This window comes from Pseudomonas sp. CFBP 8772, from assembly GCF_014841665.1.
In the GTDB taxonomy this organism is placed as follows: Bacteria; Pseudomonadota; Gammaproteobacteria; order Pseudomonadales; family Pseudomonadaceae; genus Aquipseudomonas; species Aquipseudomonas graminis_B.
This window is the reverse complement of sequence record NZ_JACYUI010000017.1, coordinates 34934-53561: the sequence shown is the minus strand read 5'-3', so window position 1 is coordinate 53561 and position 18628 is coordinate 34934. Positions and strand designations below refer to the sequence as shown.

Here is an 18628-nt window from a genome sequence, read left to right as displayed (position 1 = left end):
AATGCTCTCGGTGTTACCTATGAATTCAATAAGTCATGAGCCCTCCGGTATTGTGCCGATTAATGTAGACCTTATCTTCCAGGATACCTATTTGCTGGCGGTTGAACTGCGTCACGGTCGCACCATGACCGACAGCAAAACATTGCGCGAGACGTGTATTGCCCAAGTTGAAGGCGCGCGCAGCGCATTGCAGGAAGCAGGCATGAGCCAGCCCAGTATGGACTTGATCATCCATGCGCAATGCGCGCTGCTTGATGAAGCCGTGTTGACCAACGTCGGGGACGGCGTCCGACAGATATGGATCAACGAATCGTTGCAGGCCCGCTTCTGCGGGCACCATCGAGCGGGTGAAATCCTGCATGAGCAAATGCGGGAAGTGCTGCGCGAGCCTGCGCCGGACATGCACGTCGTGACCCTATTCCAGCGGGTGATGATGTTGGGATTTCTGGGCGGTTATCGATCGCTGGATGACGAAGAGCGCATGGTTCTGAAAAACCAGCTGGACGCACTGGCAGGGCCGCAACTGTTCCCGGTGCGGCCGACCTGGATTGACGCCAGAGGCCCTGTCCGCACATTCCCCTGGTGGCTACGTTCTCCACTCCTGCACCTGGCAATCGCGGGACTCGCGCTGGCAGTCCTGTGGTGGTTCCTGAATCGTACGCTCGCCAACATGGTCGACGAGCTTGTCGCGAGGGGCGTCTGACCATGACGGACTCACTCCCGGCCTTTTTTGACCACAGCCGTCACACCCTGCGCTTCGACGACTTGAATGCCGACCTCGACGTGCTGACGTTCACGGGCGAAGAACACCTCAGCCAGCCGTTCAGCTACGTCATCGAGTTCACCTCGACGGTTCAGGATATTGGCGCCGGTCACATGCTCGGCAAAGCCGCGCAGTTCACGCTGCACACTGCTCCCCACGTGCTCCCCAGCGCCATGGGCGGTTTGCCGTTACCCGCCGTACCCCCGCTGCGCACCCTGTGTGGCGTGGTCACCGGTTTCAAATGCCTGTCAGCCTCCAGGGACGAGGCGCGTTACGAAGTCACCCTTGAACCGCGGCTGGCGCTGCTGTCCCGCGGGCATCAGTACCGTATCTACCAACACAGGTCGGTGCCGGAGATTGTCGACAGCATTCTGCGCAGTCGCCACGGCATGGAAGGCCATGATTTCCGCTTCAAGCTCGTCCGTGACTACCCCCGGCGCGAGCAAGTGATGCAATTCGGCGAAAGCGATCTGGCATTCATCTCACGGCTGCTGGCCGAGGTGGGCATCTGGTTTCGTTTCGCCCACGACGCCCGTCTTGATATCGACGTGATCGAATTCAACGACGATCAGCGCCATTACCAATGGCCGCAAATCCCGGTGCCGTGTCGCTCGCCCTCGGGGCTGGACAGCCATGACCAGGACGCTGTGTGGCAGCTGCAATCCGACCATTGCGTGGTGGAAAAGCGCATCCACTTTCGTGCCTACGACCCACGGGATGCCAATGCCTGGCTCGACGGCGAGGTGGACCAGAGCCGCCGCGCCACCACCACCTACGGCGAGGCCTATCACTATGCCGAACCCTATACCGTGCTGGGCGACGCACGGGATCAGGACGAAGACCTTATAAGCGAAAGCGGTTTCTTCTATGGCCGGCTGCGCCACGAACGTTATCTCAATGCCCAGACGCGTTTAACCGGCGTCAGCAGCAGTGCGACCCTGGCGCTGGGGCAAATCCTCGACGTCACCGGTGACGCCCCCAACGCGTTTGAACCCGGCGCCGTGATTACGGGCCTGAGCCTGCGCGCCGCCCGGGACCGCAGTTTCGAAGTCGCCTTCGTGGCCATTCCCTTCAGCGAGACCGTTTGCTTCCGTCCCCCGGTGCCGCGCAAGCCGCAGCTCGCCGGCACCGTTGCCGCCCGTGTCACCAGCGTCATCGCCAACGACCCCTACAGCCACATCGACAAGGAAGGTCGCTACAAGGTCAACTTCCTGTTCGACCGTGATCCCTGGGAGCCCGGTGAAGAAAGCGCGTGGCTGCGTCTGGCCCGGGCCTACGCCGGCGACACCCACGGCCTGCACCTGCCGCTGATTGCCGGCACCGAAGTGGCCGTGGCCTTTGAGCATGGCGACCCCGACCGGCCCTACATCGCCCATGCCTTGCACGACGACCGGCACCCGGACCCGGTGACCCTGGCGGACCGGGACTTCACCCGCAACGTGCTGCGCACGCCGGCCAACAACAAACTGCGCATGGAAGACGAGCGCGGCAAGGAGCACGTCAAGCTCAGCACCGACCACAGTGGCAAGAGTCAGCTGAATCTGGGGCATCTGGTGGACGCCAGCAAGCAAAAGCGCGGCGAAGGCTTCGAACTGCGCACCGATGGCTGGGGGGCAATCCGCAGCGGCAAAGGGCTGTTCATCAGCGCCGATGAACAGGCCGGCGCCCAGGGGCAGCAACTTGAGATGGCAGCGGCGATTGCTCACCTGCAGCATGCGGTGGAGCAACTGCAAGGGCTGTCTCAGGATGCCCAGGCGAGCAGGGCGGAGCCCGCCGGGGTTCAGGCGCAAATGGACCTGCTTGAACAGAACCTCGAACAGCTCAAATCCGCCGTGCTGTTGCTCAGCGCCCCACAAGGCATTGCCCTCACCAGCGGCAAGCACCTGCAACTGGCGGCACACGACAACCTGATGCTCAACGCTGGCGGCGAAGCCGACATCGGCGTCGTCAAGCGGATGTTCATCGGCGTCGGCAAAGGCTTGAGCCTGTTCGTGCGCCAGATGGGCATCAAGCTGATCGCCAATCAGGGCCCGATCACCGTGCAGGCGCAGAACGACACGCTGGAGCTGCTGGCCCGGCAAGGCCTGAGCATCACCAGCACCGAAGACGAGATCCACATCGTCGCCAAGAAGAAGATCGTGCTGAACGCCGCAGGTAGCTATCTGACCCTTGAACAAGGCCTCATCGAGTCGGGGACGGCGGGCGACCATCTCCTCAAGGCCGCGACTTTTCAGTTCCTCAAGGGCGGCGCGACCATGGCTGCCGACCATCCCGATTCCCCGAAACAGCTGACCCGTCAGCCCCTGCGCCTGAAGTTGGCCGCAACGCCCAACCTTGGCGGCAGCTGGACTCACATGCCCTACAAGCTTTATGCCGATGGCGGACTGATCACCGAGGGCGTCATGGACGGCAGCGGGCATGTCGAGGTTGATCATCAGCCGACGACGCAGGAATACCGGCTGGAAATGGCCAACGGCGTCAGCTACCGCATTCCCGCCGTGACCGCTTACCGCCATCCCGAGCAGGGAAGGCTGGCCAATCAGGGCCTGCATAACCACCGTTCTGCGCCCGACACCCCGGTCAATCAGCCCGCCTCGCACGCCGACCACCGCACGCAGTACGCCGCCGTGCTGAATAACACCGCCGATCAGGAAGAGGAGGCTCCATGACGCAGCCCGAAATCGTCGCGCCCGTATCGTTTCAAGAAACCGACACCGTGACTCTGACGCCCCCCTGGTTCGTGCAGGACTCTGAGTACCCGCCAGCTTTGACGACGTACATGCCGCTGGTGAACGGCGAAGAGACCTTTGGTGCCGTGCATGAGGCCATCGAAAAAGCGACCCATTCGGTGGACATCATCTGCTGGGGATTTCAGCCGTCGATGTATTTCATTCGCAACGGGGGGAAGCACCCCAGCATCGGCGCGCTGCTCATGGAAAAGGCCAAGGAGGGTGTAAAGGTACGCGTATTGGGCTGGGAGGCGCCGTTCAATACCGCAGGCATGGCGGGCGAAGCTAACCTTCCAGGCAAGGGGTTGCTTGCGCTCGACGATCGTAAAATGCAACACACCGCCGACGTCGAATACGGCTATGACCGTTATTGGTTCGCCAAGTGTGCCATTGCCGCTGGCCAGGCACCCAAGCGCATCAGTGAACAATACCCGGCTTACGCAGCCTGTTCGACCGCGCCGAGATCGTTCACCAGGCCCGGTATCACAGCGCCGATCCGAACCTGAGCGCCATCACGTTCGCAGCCCTCGGTATTGCCGTCACCCACCATCAGAAAACCGTGCTGGTGGACTATGAAGCGCCCGAACACGCGGTGGGTTTCGTCATGGGCCACAACACCCTCGACGAATATTGGGACACGGATCAGCACTCGGCGCTCAAGCGCGACAAAGCCAGTAAACCCGCGCCCAATGCCGGGCCTCGGGGTGACACGCCGCGTCAGGACATTTCCAGCCAGGTGGCCGGGCCGATACTTGAGCACCTGCACCACAACTTCGCCACGGCCTGGTTCGACGCGACGGGCGAAGACCTGATGACCACCCGCGACGCCATGGCCCTGGGCAAACGTCTGAAATGCCCGCCGAACGAGCAGCGGCACTTCGCCCAGATCCTGCGCACCCAGGCCCAGGAAGGCCGACGCGACATCGAGACGCTTTATCTGCAAGCGGTGAACAACGCCACGGGCTTCATCTACATCGAAAACCAGTACTTTCGCTGGCCGCCCCTGGCCGAAATGATCAAGAAGGCCGCCATCGCCCAGACCCAGGGCGGACGCGACCCCGGCAAGCACGGCGCATTGCACCTGTTCGTGATCACCAACGTGACCGACGACGGCATCGGCAAAGGCACGGTCAACACTCACCGCATGCTCGACAGCCTGGGGCGCGCTGACACCATGCCGAAAATCACCCAACTGCAGCGCATCGAGGCTGCAAAGGCAAAAGCCGCCGCGCAGGAGCAGGACCTGAGCGAATTGATCGCGGACCAGGCGATGACCTTTGTGAGCCATTTGCTGACCGGGCCAAATAGCGAGATGAGTGAAAAGGCCCTGCAAAAGCAGCGCGACGCCGAAAGCGCGGCGGCCTTCCGGCGGGCCGTGCTCGAAGGCCAGATCAAGGCCATCGAACAGGAAGTCCTCAAGCCCGAGGACATCCCCAACCTCAAAGTGCATATCTGCTCGCTGGTGGCGCCCGACTCACTTCCCGGTAACTGGATGCCGGTGTACATCCATTCCAAGTTGATGATCGTCGACGACGTGTTTACCACCCATGGCTCCGCCAACATCAACACCCGCAGCATGCAGGTTGATAGCGAATTGAATATTGCCCATGAGTGGGCGAGTGAAACTCAGGCGTTGAGGCGGACGTTGTGGGATCTGCATACGGCGGGGAAGGGGATCCAGGATCAGCCGAAAGCTGCGTTCAAGGCCTGGCAGGAAATCATCAAGAAAAATAAGGACCTCCGCGCAGACGAGAAGGGTAAGCAACCTTGCGCTCCCCTCGTCGAATTTCATTACTCCCCCGCCACGCTGACGAACCTCGACTGATGCGCCGCTTACTGCTGCTTGCCTGCCTAGCCATGACTGCCTGCGACAACGGCAACGGGTTACGACCACTACCGGACAAGGACATCCCGATGAAATCCCTCGCTGCAATTAAGGACAACCTGGCCTTTACTTGCAAACACGAAACGCTAACTCCGGGGAGTGCTGACAGCGATGTGCTGTTCCAGTACGCCCGCTGGCTGGAGAAGAACAACCAGCTGAAACAAGACCCGGATACCGACCTTGAAATTAGTCGGCTGTACCGTATCGCCACTGAGAATGGTCATACCAAGGCCAATATCAACCTGCAGAACGGCAGCCTGCGCGGGAAATACAAACTCCGGGGCTACGAGCACCTGCGCTTCAGTCAAGACCTGATCGATGCAAACGTAGCCACGGGTTACTACTTCGTGTCGCTATTTTTGAAAAACGGTATTGCCGATTTGAAACCAGATATGGAGATGTCGTTGCGCTTTTTGCGCAAGGCGGCCGACGAAGGAAGTGCCCAAGCTCAATACGAGATTGGCGATGCGCTGGCGCCGAGCAGCAGAGCGCCCGATGTCGCGCGGCAGATGCGTCGGTGTGCGGCTGAGCAAGGGCATGGAGATGCAGCGCTGGAGCTAGCAGTCAATCTCCAAGGTAGGCGGCAATACCGAGACGCGCTTGAGGCATTTCAGCTCGGCGTCGCCGCAGGCGATGAAACTTCCGCAGGATGGCTGGATGACAGTTTTCGAGGTCCGGAGCCGACCGATGAGTTGCATTACTTGGCTCTCGACAAAGATCTCGACCGCGCCGAGCGCTACAACAAAATCTGGAGCATCCTCGCCGACTACTCCTACGCCCACCCAAAAGTCCCCGAAATCAACGAAATCCTCCCGCTGCCCCCGGCCAAGCTGCCGCCGTGGGACGGCAAGCTGCAATGGCTGGAAGCCCGCGAAGCCAATGTCCCGCCGGAAAAGCCTTCGCCGGAGTTAATTCAGCGCCTGACCCGGGACCTGAAAATCGACCCCGTCACCGGCAGACCGATGCCGGGCGCCAAGGGCTTCAGCCAGGCAGACCTGTCGGCCGACCAATGCGTCGCCGGGACCAAGTGCCCGGTCAGTGGTTGGTGGCAGGTGGTCGTGCACCGGGAACTGCACACCCCCGACGGCCAGCCGATTGTTCGTCACTTCGAGCAAGGAGACGTTTTCCCTGTCGAGCGCATGTGCTACTACCGCGACCGAATCTGGCCGCTTGCCAAGAGCGAGCACGAAGGCCCGGTACGGGTCTGGTGGAGGCTGGCATGAAGAAGTGGGTTCTGAAGGCGTTCTTCCTGCTGTCCGCAACAATGCTGCTGACCACAGGGTTGTTTGAGCTCTACAGCAAAATGCCAGTCTGCGAAGAGCGGGAAAACGGGCGGGGCGCGATGAACAGTTGTCTGCCCTATGATCAGTTACTCGCAGGTGATTACAGGGTCAGAAAAGGGCAGGTGTATTGGGAGGAGCGAGAGTATTCACCTGAAAAAAACTGCGGGTTTGGGTATTTTTCGATAGTTGCCAACTTAACTAGCTTTAAGTGTTTGCTGGAGATGAAGGGCTACATTCGGACAGTAGAGCGTCGAAAGTTAACCAAGGTAGAAAAGCTGTCGCCTGCGTTCAGGGTTTTAGAAGCCACAGAATCCGGACTGTTGGACTGGCAAAAAAAACAATTCAACAAATATGCCGTGGGCGAACAGGGTGTGTATTTCGAAGGACGGTTGTTGGAAGGGGCCGACCCCAAAGACTTCTCGGTTATCTTTCCATTAGGTGACCATGAATTGTGGAGCTTTGTAAGTGTCTTTCGTACCGGGGATATGACCTTTGTTGGCGGGCAAAGCCTGGGTGATGTCGATCTCACTCTGTTTCGCTTGCTCGAACCCTCTAAATGTCCGGAGGCTTTCACTGTCTGCGAGACGGATGACCTAACTCAGCTCCTTCAGGCAGAGGGTGGGGTTTTCGCCGCGTTAGGTAACGATGTGGTTTTTTTGTCGGCTTACAAGTTGGTTCGTTTTGAAAATAAAGTTTCCCCTGGCATGTATATGTTTTCTCACAAAGCTAAGCGGTATCTATACACTCAGGGAACTCTGTATGAGCTCTCAGTAGCCCGCGATAGACTTATAGGATCTCCCAGTGATTATAAGGATGATATGATCTGGTTTCGCCCAGACTACAAGCCGCTTTCTCAGTCCTCCGAAGCGTACCTTCCTTGGCAGAACGCGCAGATCAAGCAATATAGCGTCACGAACGATGGCGTCTACTTCAGAGGTCAACGTTTGGATGGTGCTGATCCCAGAACTTTCAAGGTTATTTTTCCTTTTGGTACAGATGCGCAATGGAAGACTTTCTATATATCTAAAAGTGGTAGTGTTTCGTTCCGAGATGAAATAAATATTGGAGCGGCTGATTTTAGAGAGCCAAAGATTTTACTTCCGTGCGACGTTTCTGCGAGCGGGGTGATTCATTCTTGCTGGTCATTTCGTGAGGTTTTGGCATCGGCCAACGTAAAAGGGGTTGTAGCCCAGCTAGGTGAAGACGTTCTTTATTTTCATCGTCATGGGGTAAGCAAGTTTATAGGTGCCGCTTCTACCGACTTCCATATTGCAGACGTTGACGGAGTCTTCTATCTCATCAGAGGGGGCGCAAGCTATAGGCTCTTGAGAAATAGTAAGTTCCCAACGCTGAATTTTATTAGTGGATGGGGGACTTAGCGGACCTACCCACTTTGGATAAGTCTTACGTTTGTAACAGCAGTCTTAGTCTTTGCCTGGCTTCGCTGAAGCCATGAATCACTTACATTTCTTAGCAAAAGGAATCAACCATGAAAGGCATCATCCGCATCGGCGACACCACCACCGGCGGCGGCATCGTCAAAACCGGCTCGGACGCAATGATCTTCGAAGGCATTGGCGCAGCGCGCGTAGGCGACATCGTGCTTTGCCCGTTGCCAGGCCATGGCACCACCCGCATTGCCCAGGGCAACTCAGGCTACAGCGACGACGGCGTACCCATCGCGTTCCACGACGACCTCTGTGAGTGTGGCTGCGCATTGATCACCTCCCTCCCGGAAGCCAGCGCCGGCTGAGCAGGCAGGATGTTTATCAACACCCGAGACACCCAAGACAAGGACATCTGCCATGAGCAAGGACAACCCGACGCTGGCGTACTTCGACGCCGAGATGCGCTACCTGCGCGAAGCGGCTAAAGAATACGGCGCCGCATTCCCCGACCGCGCCGCCGCGTTGAATCTGGACAGACCCGGGGCGCAGGACCCCGCTGTCGAACAGCTGTTCCAGGGCTTTGCGTTCCTGATGGGGCGTCTGCGGGAAAAGCTCGACGATGACCTGCCGGAGTTGACGGAAGGATTGGTCGGGCTGGTGCGGCCGCAGTATTTGCGCATGATTCCGTCGCTGTCGATCGTCGAGTTCTCGCCTGACATCCATGAGATGAAGACCAGCGAGACGATCCGCAAAGGCTTCGAGGTGCGCTCGCGACCGGTCGGCCCACAGGGGACTCGCTGCCGTTACACCACCACACAGGACCTGACGCTGCGTGCGCTGTCCCTCGATGCCGTGAAGGTCGGCCAGCAGGCGGATGGCCGCTCCGTGATCAGGCTGCGGTTCTCCCGGGGCAAGATGTTGCAATGGGAAACGATGGACCTGCGCAACCTGCCGTTGTACCTGAATGCCAGCGCGCCCGTGGCCAACGCCTTGCACCAGGCGCTGGCGCTCAATGCCCGCAAGGTCTACCTGCGCAGGGGGAGTTCGGAGCGCGAGGAGGTCGCTGTCAAATTCAGTCCCAAGGGCTTCGGCGACGAGGATCGCCTCTGGCCTCAGGGCGAAGACCGTTTCAGCGGCTGCCCGTTATTGCTGGAGTATTTCAGCTTCCCCGAGAAATTCATGTTCCTCACGCTCAAGGGCCTGGAGCAGGTGAAACTGGACGCCAACACCAAGGCGTTAGAGCTTGAAGTGGTGCTCGGTCAACCCTGGCCCCGCGGGTTCGCGCTCAGTGCAGAGCACGTCCGTCTTCACGCCGTGCCGGTCATTAATCTGTTTGCCCTGGAGGCGGACCCTCTGGCCCTAGATCCCTTACAGACCGATTACCGGCTGCGGCCAGTGCAGGTGGAGGATGCCGACACGGACATCTATTCCGTGGACAGCGTAATCGCGGGCAAGCGTGCTGCGCGGCACGAGTATGTGCCCTTCAGCCATTTTCAGCACAGGGGCGGCATGCTGCGCGACGACGCTCCGGAGCGCTATTTCCATACCCGGCTCAAACCCGCGCCAGATGGGTCCCACGACACATGGCTGATCCTGGGAGGAGACGGTTTCGAACAAGACCGCTTGAACCCGGCACACCGCCTGACACTGCAGTTGACGGGCACCAACGGCGAGCTGCCGCGAATGGCGCTGGCCGAAACAGTGCTGGACCAGCCTGCGCAGTCCAGTCGGCGGACATTGACGGTGCGCAACCTCTGTGCGCCGACGATGCCTTGTTACGCACCCGACAAAGACCGCTTTCACTGGCGCGTGCTCAGTCACCTGGGCTCAAGCTTTCTGCCCTTGCTCGACAGTGCCGAGGTCTTGCGCAATACGCTGGCGCTTTACGACTGGACCGACAGTGCGCTGAACCGGCGCCGGTTACAGTCGATCATCGAGGTTCGTCATCACCTGATCCAACGTTTTGAGGGCGGTTTTCTGCTGCGCGGTGTGGACATTGAAGTCACGCTGGAGGCAGGCCATTTCGCGGGGGAAGGGGACATTTGCCTGTTTGGTGAACTGCTCAACCGCTTCTTTGCGCAGTACGCCGACATTCATCTGTTCAACCAGCTGACGTTGATCCTGCAACCGCAGGATAAACATTTGCGGTGGAGCGAAAATCACAGCCAGCGAGTGCCTGGGTGAATCGTTAATTGGCGGGCACCGTCGCAGATTTTCTTTCATTGAGACGCTACGCTGCCGCAGAGCAAACATAGCGGTGTGGGAGCGAGCTTGCTCGCGATATAGGACGGCAATCCGCCGACTATTTCAGCATCTGGAATGCCGTATTCGCGAGCAAGCTCGCTCCCACAGGTCCTGCAGTGGCCGAATCCAGTTCAGCCGAAAATGACTGGGCCGTGATTACTCGTCATACCCCAGATTCGGCGCCAGCCAGCGTTCGGTCACGCTCAGATCCTGCTCCTTGCGCGCGGTGTAGCTTTCCACCTGATCCTTGTCCACTTTCCCCACGGCAAAGTACTGCGCCTGCGGGTGGGCGAAGTACCAGCCGCTGACCGCCGCTGCCGGGAACATCGCGTAGTGCTCGGTGAGAAACACGCCGCTGACGCCGGGTTTGCCGTCGCCCTGGGCCGGGTCGAGGAGGTCGAACAGCACGCCTTTCTCGGTGTGATCCGGGCAGGCCGGGTAGCCGGGGGCAGGGCGGATGCCGGTGTATTGCTCCTTGATCAGCTCGTCGTTGCCCAGCTGCTCATCGCGGGCATAACCCCAATACTCTTTGCGCACCTGCTGGTGCAGCCATTCTGCGCAGGCCTCGGCCAGACGATCCGCCAATGCCTTGACCATGATCGCGTTGTAGTCGTCGCCCTTGTCCTGATACGCCTTCGACACCTCTTCGGCGCCGATGCCGGCGGTGGTGATGAAGCCACCGACGTAATCGGTGACGCCGCTGCCCTGGGGGGCGACGAAATCGGCCAGGGAGAAATTCGGCTTGCCGTCGGTCTTGATGATCTGCTGGCGCAGGTGATGCAGCTTGGCCAGTGGCGCGCCGTTATCGTCGAGCAGTTGAATGTCGTCGTGGTCAACCTGATTGGCCGGCCAGAAGCCGAATACGGCGCGGCTGCGGATCAGCTTCTCGTCGATCAGTTTGCGCAGCAACTCCTGGGCGTCCTTGAACAGCGAGGTGGCCGCTTCGCCCACCACTTCGTCGGTGAGGATGCGCGGGTACTTGCCGGCCAGGTCCCAGGAAATAAAGAACGGCGTCCAGTCGATGTAATCCACCAGCACGTTCAGGTCGATGTCTTCCAGCACCTTGACCCCGGTGAACGTCGGCTTCACTGGCTGGTAGGCGGCCCAGTCGAACTGCGGCTTCTTGGCGATGGCCGCGCCGTAGCTCAGGCGCTCGGTGCGGGCGCTGCGCGCGGAGGTGCGCTCACGCACTTCCACGTATTCGGCGCGGGTCTTCTCGATGAAGCCGGCTTTGAGTTCCTTGGACAGCAACTGCGTCGCCACGCCCACGGCGCGAGAGGCGTCGGTGACGTAAATCACCGCGTCGTTGCTGTACTTGGGCTCGATCTTCACCGCCGTGTGCGCTTTGGAGGTGGTCGCGCCGCCGATCATCAACGGCAGGTGGAAGTCCTGACGCTGCATCTCGCGGGCGACGTGAACCATCTCGTCCAGGGAGGGCGTGATCAGGCCGGACAGCCCGATGATGTCGCACTTCTGCTCGCGGGCGACCTGCAGGATCTTCTCCGCCGGCACCATCACGCCGAGGTCGACGATGTCGTAGCCGTTGCAGCCCAGCACCACACCGACGATGTTCTTGCCGATGTCATGGACGTCGCCCTTGACCGTCGCCATGAGAATCTTGCCCTTGGCCTCGGGCTTGTCGCCTTTCTCTTCTTCAATGAAGGGGATCAGGTGCGCCACGGCCTGCTTCATCACGCGGGCGGACTTAACCACTTGCGGCAGGAACATCTTGCCCGAGCCGAACAGGTCGCCGACCACGTTCATGCCGGCCATCAACGGGCCTTCGATGACCTCGATCGGGCGCTTGAAGGACTGGCGCGACAACTCGGTGTCTTCAACGATGTGCGTGGTGATGCCCTTGACCAGTGCGTGCTTGAGGCGCTCGTTGACCTCCCAGCCGCGCCACTCTTCGGTTTCCGCTTCCTTTACCGAGCCGTCGCCTTTGTACTGGTCGGCGAGGGCCAGCAGCGCGTCGGTGCCTTCCGGCGTGCGGTTGAGCACCACGTCTTCCACCGCGTCGCGCAGCTGGGCCGGGATCTGGTCGTAGATCTCCAGCTGGCCGGCGTTGACGATGCCCATGGTCAGGCCGTTGCGGATCGCGTACAGCAGGAACACCGAGTGAATCGCTTCACGCACGGGGTTGTTGCCCCGGAACGAGAACGACACGTTGGACACGCCCCCCGACGTCAGCGCATACGGCAGTTCGTCGCGGATGTAGGCGCAGGCGTTGATGAAGTCGACGGCGTAGTTGTTGTGCTCTTCGATGCCGGTGGCGATGGCAAAGATGTTCGGGTCGAAAATGATGTCTTCCGGGGGGAAGCCCACTTCATTAACCAGAATGTCGTAGGAGCGCTTGCAGATCTCCTTCTTGCGCGCCTCGGTGTCGGCCTGGCCGGCTTCGTCGAAGGCCATCACCACCACCGCCGCGCCGTAGCGCTTGCACAGCTTGGCGTGATGGATGAACTGCTCGACGCCTTCTTTCATGCTGATCGAGTTGACGATGCCCTTGCCCTGGATGCACTTGAGCCCGGCTTCGATGACTTCCCATTTCGAGGAGTCGATCATGATCGGCACGCGGGAGATGTCGGGCTCGCCGGCAATCAGGTTGAGGAAGGTCACCATGGCCTTCTTCGAGTCCAGCATGCCCTCGTCCATGTTGATGTCGATCACCTGGGCGCCGGCTTCGACCTGCTGCAGGGCGACTTCCAGGGCTTCGGTGTAGTTGTCTTCGCGGATCAGGCGGGCAAAACGGGCAGAACCGGTGATGTTGGTGCGCTCGCCGACGTTGACGAACAGCGAGCTGCGATCGATGGTGAACGGTTCCAGACCGGACAGGCGGCAGGCCTTGGGAATCTCAGGAATCGGCCGCGGCGCATAGGGCGCGACGGCGTTGGCGATGGCCTTGATGTGCGCCGGGGTGGTGCCGCAGCAACCGCCGACGATGTTGAGGAATCCGCTCTGGGCGAACTCTTCGACGACTTTGGCCATTTCTGCCGGGGCTTCGTCGTACTCACCGAATTCGTTGGGCAGGCCGGCGTTGGGGTGCGCCGAGACGTGGGTCTCGGCCTTGTTCGACAGCTCTTCCAGGTACGGCCGCAGCTCGCTGGCCCCCAGCGCACAGTTGAGACCAACGGAAATCGGCTTGGCGTGGCGCACGGAGTTCCAGAACGCTTCGGTGGTCTGGCCGGAAAGGGTGCGGCCGGAGGCGTCGGTGATGGTGCCGGAAATCATGATCGGCAGCTCGAAGCCCAGCTCGTCGAACACGCCCTGAACCGCGAAGATCGCCGCTTTGGCGTTGAGGGTGTCGAAGATGGTTTCGATGAGGATCATGTCCGCACCGCCTTCGATCAGGCCTTTGGTGGCTTCGGTGTAGTTCTCCACCAGTTCGTCGAAGGTCACGTTGCGGTAGCCGGGGTTGTTGACGTCCGGCGACAGCGAGCAGGTGCGGCTGGTCGGGCCGAGCACGCCGGCGACGAAGCGAGGCTTGTCGGGGGTTTCCAGGGTCTTGGCGTCGGCGACCTGGCGGGCCAGGCGCGCGCCTTCCACGTTCAGTTCGTAGACCAGCGCTTCCATGCCGTAGTCAGCCTGGGACACTTGGGTGGCGTTGAAGGTGTTGGTTTCGAGAATGTCGGCACCGGCGTCGAGGTATTCCTTCTCGATCGCACCAATCACGTCAGGCCGGGTCAGGATCAACAGGTCATTGTTGCCCTTGATGTCGCTCGGCCAGTCGGCAAAACGCTTGCCGCGGTAGTCTTCTTCCTCCAGCCGATAGCTCTGGATCATGGTGCCCATGCCGCCATCGAGGATCAGGATTCGCTGTTGAAGAGCCTGCTGGAGTGCTTGAAGACGCGCGCTGCGATCTGACATGAAGGTTACCCGGATGAAGAAGTACGAAATAAGGTGGCGCTGAAAGGTGCGAAATAATAGCAAACCTGTACGGATTTAAATCATTCCGGGATTTACATGAATTCTGTTCATGTTACGCGGCACTGCCAAACGGTAGAATCCCGGCGATTCATTTTCAGGACGCCCGTTCCATGTTGCATCGCGTGCTCGCCAGTTCCCTGGCCTTGTTGTTTTGCGGTGCAGCGTTCGCGCAGTCACCCCTTCAGTCTCCGGCTATTTCCTACAGCCGCGATATCCAGCCGATCTTCACCGAGAAGTGCGTCGCCTGCCACGCCTGCAACGACGCTGCCTGTCAGCTGAACCTGGGCAGCGGCGAAGGTGTGCTGCGCGGTGCATCGAAGGTGCCGGTTTACGAAGGCGACCGCAGCAAGGCGGTCGCCCCCACCCGGATTTTCGTCGACGCGCAGGGCGCTGACGCCTGGCGCAAGAAAGGCTTCTATTCAGTGCTGGACGGGCAGAGCAACCAGGCGGCGCTGATGGCAAAGATGCTCGAGTTCGGGCACAGCGCGCCATTGGTGCCCAACGCGCGGCTGCCGGATGACATCGTGCTGGGCCTGAACCGCCAGAACATGTGCCCGTTGCCCAACGAGTTTGCCGCCTATGCCACGGCGCGTCCGGGGCAGGGCATGCCGCTGGCGGTGACCGGCCTCACCGACGCTCAATACAGCACGCTGCAACGCTGGCTGGCAGCCGGGGCACCCGTGGAGCAGACGCCGGTGCAACCGAGTACGGGCGAAGCGGCGCAGATCACCGAATGGGAGCGCCTGCTCAATCGCCCCGGATCGAGCGAGGCGCTGGTCGGCCGTTGGCTGTACGAACACCTGTTTCTGGCCCACGTGTATTTCAGCGACGGCGAGCCGGGGCACTTCTTCCAGTGGGTGCGCTCGCGCACGCCGAGCGGCCAGCCGGTTGACCTGATCGCCACGCGCCGTCCCGACGACGATCCTGGCACCACCTTCTATTACCGCCTGATGCCGGTGCAGGGCGTCATCGTCCACAAGACCCACATCACCTACCCGATGGGCCCGCAGAAGCTGGCCCGGGTCAAGCAACTGTTCTACAGCGGCACCTGGCACGCCACCGAGCTGCCCGGCTATGGCCCGCAGCATCGGGCCAATCCGTTCGAAACGTTCAAGCAGATCCCCGCTGACGCGCGCTACCAGTTCATGCTGGACAATGCCGAATACTTCGTTCGCACGTTCATTCGCGGCCCGGTGTGTCGGGGCGAGATCGCCACGGATGTGATTCGCGATCATTTCTGGGCGCTGTTTCAAGCGCCCGACCACGACCGTTACATCACCGACGCGGCCTACCGGGCCAAGGCCACGCCATTGCTGGCGATGCCGGGGCAGGACGATGACGTCGGCAGCGTGCTGACCCTGTGGCACGACTACCGCGACAAGCGCAATCAGTACGAAGACCTGCGCAGCGATGCCTACGCGCACATGCCCCCGCCGGGTTGGGCGACGCTGTGGGCGGGCAACGACAACGCGCTGCTGACCATCTTCCGCCACTTCGACAGCGCCTCGGTGAACAAAGGGCTGATTGGCGCGCTGCCCAACAGCGTCTGGCTGTTCGACTACCCCTTGCTGGAGCGCACCTATTACCAGTTGGCGGTCAATTTCGACGTCTACGGCAACGTCTCCCATCAGGTGCAGACGCGCTTGTATTTCGACCTGATCCGCAACGGCGCCGAGGTCAACTTCTTGCGCCTGATGCCGGCCGACAAGCGCGATGACATCCTCGGCGACTGGTACCAGAACGGCGGCAAATTAAAGATGTGGCTGGATTACCAGGCCATCGACGATGACACCCCGAGCGGCCTGACACTCGATGAGAACAACCCCAAGCGTGACTTCGAGCGCAAGTTGATCGAGCGTGCGGGCACCTTGAACGTGACGCCGGACCCGATCAATCGCTGCGACGGCGCCTACTGTTCGCGTGAGGGACTGGACCCGGTGTTCAGCGAGGTGGAGCAGACATTGAGCCGGCTGACGTCGCGGCCGGCGGCGGGGCTAAAGGTCATTCACCAGTTGCCGGAAGCGACGATGCTGCGGATCCAGGATGGCAGCGGCAAACGCATCGTCTACAGCATGCTGCGCAACCGGGCCCACAGTAACGTCGCCTTTCTGATGGGCGAGGATTACCGCTACCAGCCCGGTCTGGACACGCTGACAATCTATCCGAGTGTGCTGAGCAGCTACCCGAATTTCATGTTCAACGTCCCGGCCAGCGAGGTCGGTGCGTTCGTTGACGCAATGGAGCAGGCCCACGATCACAAGCAGGCGTTCGACGCTATCGTCCAGCGCTGGGGCGTGCGCCGCAGCCATCCGCTGTTCTGGACGTACTTCCACGACCTGGACCGCTACCTTCAGGAAACCGAGCCGCGCGAGGCGGGTGTCTTGGACATGAATCGCTACGAGAATCTCTGAGCCGCCCGAGAGCCGCCCTGCAGAAAATCTTCACACTAAGCGTTGGCCCCGCTGATGCTGCTTCAAACAGAGAAACCCTTGTAATACATGGCGCGCAGCCATTATGCAGCCCGTCAGTGACGCCGAACCTTTTCGCAACTTATGAAGTCCGACCTTGGGAGTCGCTCTTCGACACCTTGCCTTTTCGGGCGTGGCAGCGAAGGTCAATCCAGACGAAGCAAGAGGTTGCAGATGTTGATTTCGGTTCAGGCCCTGCGGGCACTCGCCGCGTGGGCTGTTGTGTGTCACCACTTCATGCAGATATTTTTCGACTTCCATCCGAGTGGGCCGGTCGGCCGTTTTTTCACTGAAAAAGGCGCCGTTGGCGTCGACATTTTTTTCGTCATCAGCGGTCTGGTCATCTACCTGTCAACCGTAGACAAGGACATTCCCGCCGGCCGCTTCATGCTCAACCGTGTCATTCGCATCGTCCCGGCGTATTGGCTGTACACCCTGGTGATGGGCCTGCTGGTGGTTGTCGCTCAGCCGCTGCTGCCCCACCAGGTGGTCGACTGGCAAAGCTTTGTGCTGTCGCTGTTGTTCATCCCCTCGGAAAACCCGGGCGGCTACGGCCTCTATCCCACCCTCAACGTGGGCTGGACGCTTAACTACGAAATGCTGTTCTACGTGCTGTTCTCGATGGTGTTCCTGTTCCAACAGCGTCTGCGCCCGTTGATTCTCGCAGCGGCGCTGTTTGCCATCACCGACGTGCTGGGTCGTTCGGGGCTGGTCAGCCGGTTCTACGCCAATGACATCGTCTATGAGTTCCTGCTCGGCATTTTCGTGGGTGTGATGTATCGCCGGGGCTGGATCAGTGAGCGGTTGTGGCTGCCGTTGCTGGCCATTGGCGCTGCGCTGTTCACCATCGACCATCTGCAACCGGCGCCGCGCATCATCAACTGGGGTCTGCCGAGCGCGGTGATCGTGGTCGCCTGCATCTCCCTCGAACCCTATCTGCGCAACTATCGCCTGCTCAAGACCATGGGCGACTGCTCGTATTCGGTGTACTTGCTCCACGTGCTGGTGCTGTATGCGGGATGGCTGGTCAGTGAGCGTTACGGCCTGAACCCGTATCTGGTGTTTGCGGTGTGCGTACCGGTCATCGCGCTCGGCGCGTGGCTCAGTTATGAATGGATCGAGAAGGGCTTGTACCGCCGCATGAAAGGCTGGCTGGACCAGAGACGGGCAAGCAAGGAGGCGGCGCTGTCCTGACAGACACTGGGTAGCGGTCGGGTCACTTACCCGACTAAAACACTAGGGCTTTGTCAGGCGCAGTTGATTGGCGTAAACTGCGCCCCACGTCTGCGAGGAATTTTCATGACCGCTATTACGATTACCGATGCCGCCCACGATTACCTGGCCGATCTGCTGGAAAAGCAGAACACGCCCGGCATCGGCATCCGCGTGTTTATTACCCAGCCTGGCACCCAATACGCTGAAACCTGCATTGCCTACTGCAAGCCAGGCGAAGAAAAACCCGAAGACACGGCCATCGGCCTGAAAAGCTTCACCGCCTGGATCGACGCGTTCAGCGAAGCGTTTCTGGACGACGCCGTTGTCGATTACGCCACCGATCGCATGGGCGGCCAGCTGACCATCAAGGCGCCTAACGCCAAAGTGCCGATGGTCAACGCCGACAGCCCGATCAACGAACGCATCAATTACTACCTGCAAACCGAGATCAACCCGGGTCTCGCCAGTCATGGTGGGCAGGTCACCTTGATCGAGGTTGTTGAAGAGGAGGAGGCGAACGTCGCCATTCTTCAGTTCGGCGGTGGTTGCCAGGGTTGTGGTCAGGCGGACGTGACGCTGAAGGAAGGCATCGAGCGCACGCTGCTGGAGCGCATCCCCGAGCTGACCGGTGTGCGTGACGTGACCGACCACACCCAGAAAGAAAACGCGTATTACTGAGAAGTGATTGTGTTGCAGGCAAGGCCCCGACGCGTTCGGGGCTTTTTT

At 60.3% G+C, this 18628-nt stretch carries 10 protein-coding genes and 1 pseudogene; 10 read left to right on the top strand and 1 reads right to left on the bottom strand.

Features of this window, described 5'->3' with window-relative positions:
- Position 1: 1 nt before the first annotated feature.
- The 7 genes and pseudogenes from tssL to tssF all read left to right on the top strand — a co-directional run bounded on the left by tssL (position 2) and on the right by tssF (position 10232).
- Positions 2 to 703 carry a type VI secretion system protein TssL, short form gene (tssL, locus tag IFT99_RS24360; RefSeq protein WP_342214642.1) on the top strand — a complete coding sequence of 234 codons (702 nt, stop codon included), beginning with the start codon at positions 2 to 4 and terminating at the stop codon, positions 701 to 703.
- Positions 704 to 705: 2 nt separating this feature from the next.
- Entirely contained in the window at positions 706 to 3432 is a 2727-nt protein-coding gene (locus tag IFT99_RS24355; RefSeq protein WP_192135698.1) for a type VI secretion system Vgr family protein, read from the top strand.
- Positions 3429 to 5317: pseudogene (locus IFT99_RS24350) on the top strand (phospholipase D-like domain-containing protein). The gene IFT99_RS24355 and the pseudogene IFT99_RS24350 overlap by 4 nt, the downstream one beginning before the upstream one ends.
- The gene (locus tag IFT99_RS24345) at positions 5317 to 6600 is read left to right on the top strand and encodes an SEL1-like repeat protein (RefSeq protein WP_192135696.1); all 1284 of its coding nucleotides are present in this window, start codon (positions 5317 to 5319) and stop codon (positions 6598 to 6600) included. Before IFT99_RS24350 ends, IFT99_RS24345 begins: the two are co-directional and overlap by 1 nt.
- Positions 6597 to 8039: a DKNYY domain-containing protein gene (locus IFT99_RS24340; RefSeq protein WP_192135694.1), complete on the top strand. Its 1443-nt coding sequence runs from the start codon at positions 6597 to 6599 to the stop codon at positions 8037 to 8039. The genes IFT99_RS24345 and IFT99_RS24340 overlap by 4 nt, the downstream gene beginning before the upstream one ends.
- A gap of 110 nt (positions 8040 to 8149) precedes the next feature.
- Positions 8150 to 8413 (top strand): PAAR domain-containing protein, encoded by a 264-nt coding sequence (locus tag IFT99_RS24335; protein ID WP_192135692.1) that lies wholly within the window; start codon positions 8150 to 8152, stop codon positions 8411 to 8413.
- A 52-nt stretch (positions 8414 to 8465) separates the two neighbouring features.
- The gene (gene tssF / locus IFT99_RS24330; RefSeq protein ID WP_192135690.1) at positions 8466 to 10232 is read left to right on the top strand and encodes a type VI secretion system baseplate subunit TssF; all 1767 of its coding nucleotides are present in this window, start codon (positions 8466 to 8468) and stop codon (positions 10230 to 10232) included.
- 216 nt (positions 10233 to 10448) lie between these two features.
- Here tssF and metH read toward each other — a convergent pair whose 3' ends face one another.
- Positions 10449 to 14159: a methionine synthase gene (gene metH / locus IFT99_RS24325; RefSeq protein WP_192135681.1), complete on the bottom strand. Its 3711-nt coding sequence runs from the start codon at positions 14157 to 14159 to the stop codon at positions 10449 to 10451.
- Positions 14160 to 14329: 170 nt separating this feature from the next.
- Between metH and IFT99_RS24320 the strand changes: the two genes are divergently transcribed.
- The 3 genes from IFT99_RS24320 to nfuA all read left to right on the top strand — a co-directional run bounded on the left by IFT99_RS24320 (position 14330) and on the right by nfuA (position 18580).
- Positions 14330 to 16630, top strand: a complete 2301-nt coding sequence (locus IFT99_RS24320; protein WP_192135670.1) for a fatty acid cis/trans isomerase — start codon at positions 14330 to 14332, stop codon at positions 16628 to 16630.
- 231 nt (positions 16631 to 16861) lie between these two features.
- On the top strand, positions 16862 to 17881 hold the full coding sequence (locus IFT99_RS24315; protein WP_065991424.1) for an acyltransferase family protein: 1020 nt from the start codon (positions 16862 to 16864) through the stop codon (positions 17879 to 17881).
- Between the two features lie 105 nt (positions 17882 to 17986).
- Positions 17987 to 18580, top strand: coding sequence for a Fe-S biogenesis protein NfuA (gene nfuA, locus IFT99_RS24310; RefSeq protein ID WP_065991425.1), 594 nt, complete (start codon positions 17987 to 17989; stop codon positions 18578 to 18580).
- Positions 18581 to 18628 lie beyond the last annotated feature (48 nt).

Excerpts from the sequence above, each read along its gene's own strand:
- tssL (WP_342214642.1), top strand. The coding sequence starts at position 2 with ATGCTCTCGGTGTTACCTATGAATTCAATAAGTCATGAGCCCTCCGGT.
- IFT99_RS24355 (WP_192135698.1), top strand. The coding sequence starts at position 706 with ATGACGGACTCACTCCCGGCCTTTTTTGACCACAGCCGTCACACCCTG.
- IFT99_RS24345 (WP_192135696.1), top strand. The coding sequence starts at position 5,317 with ATGCGCCGCTTACTGCTGCTTGCCTGCCTAGCCATGACTGCCTGCGAC.
- IFT99_RS24340 (WP_192135694.1), top strand. The coding sequence starts at position 6,597 with ATGAAGAAGTGGGTTCTGAAGGCGTTCTTCCTGCTGTCCGCAACAATG.
- IFT99_RS24335 (WP_192135692.1), top strand. The coding sequence starts at position 8,150 with ATGAAAGGCATCATCCGCATCGGCGACACCACCACCGGCGGCGGCATC.
- tssF (WP_192135690.1), top strand. The coding sequence starts at position 8,466 with ATGAGCAAGGACAACCCGACGCTGGCGTACTTCGACGCCGAGATGCGC.
- metH (WP_192135681.1), bottom strand. The coding sequence starts at position 14,159 with ATGTCAGATCGCAGCGCGCGTCTTCAAGCACTCCAGCAGGCTCTTCAA.
- IFT99_RS24320 (WP_192135670.1), top strand. The coding sequence starts at position 14,330 with ATGTTGCATCGCGTGCTCGCCAGTTCCCTGGCCTTGTTGTTTTGCGGT.
- IFT99_RS24315 (WP_065991424.1), top strand. The coding sequence starts at position 16,862 with ATGTTGATTTCGGTTCAGGCCCTGCGGGCACTCGCCGCGTGGGCTGTT.
- nfuA (WP_065991425.1), top strand. The coding sequence starts at position 17,987 with ATGACCGCTATTACGATTACCGATGCCGCCCACGATTACCTGGCCGAT.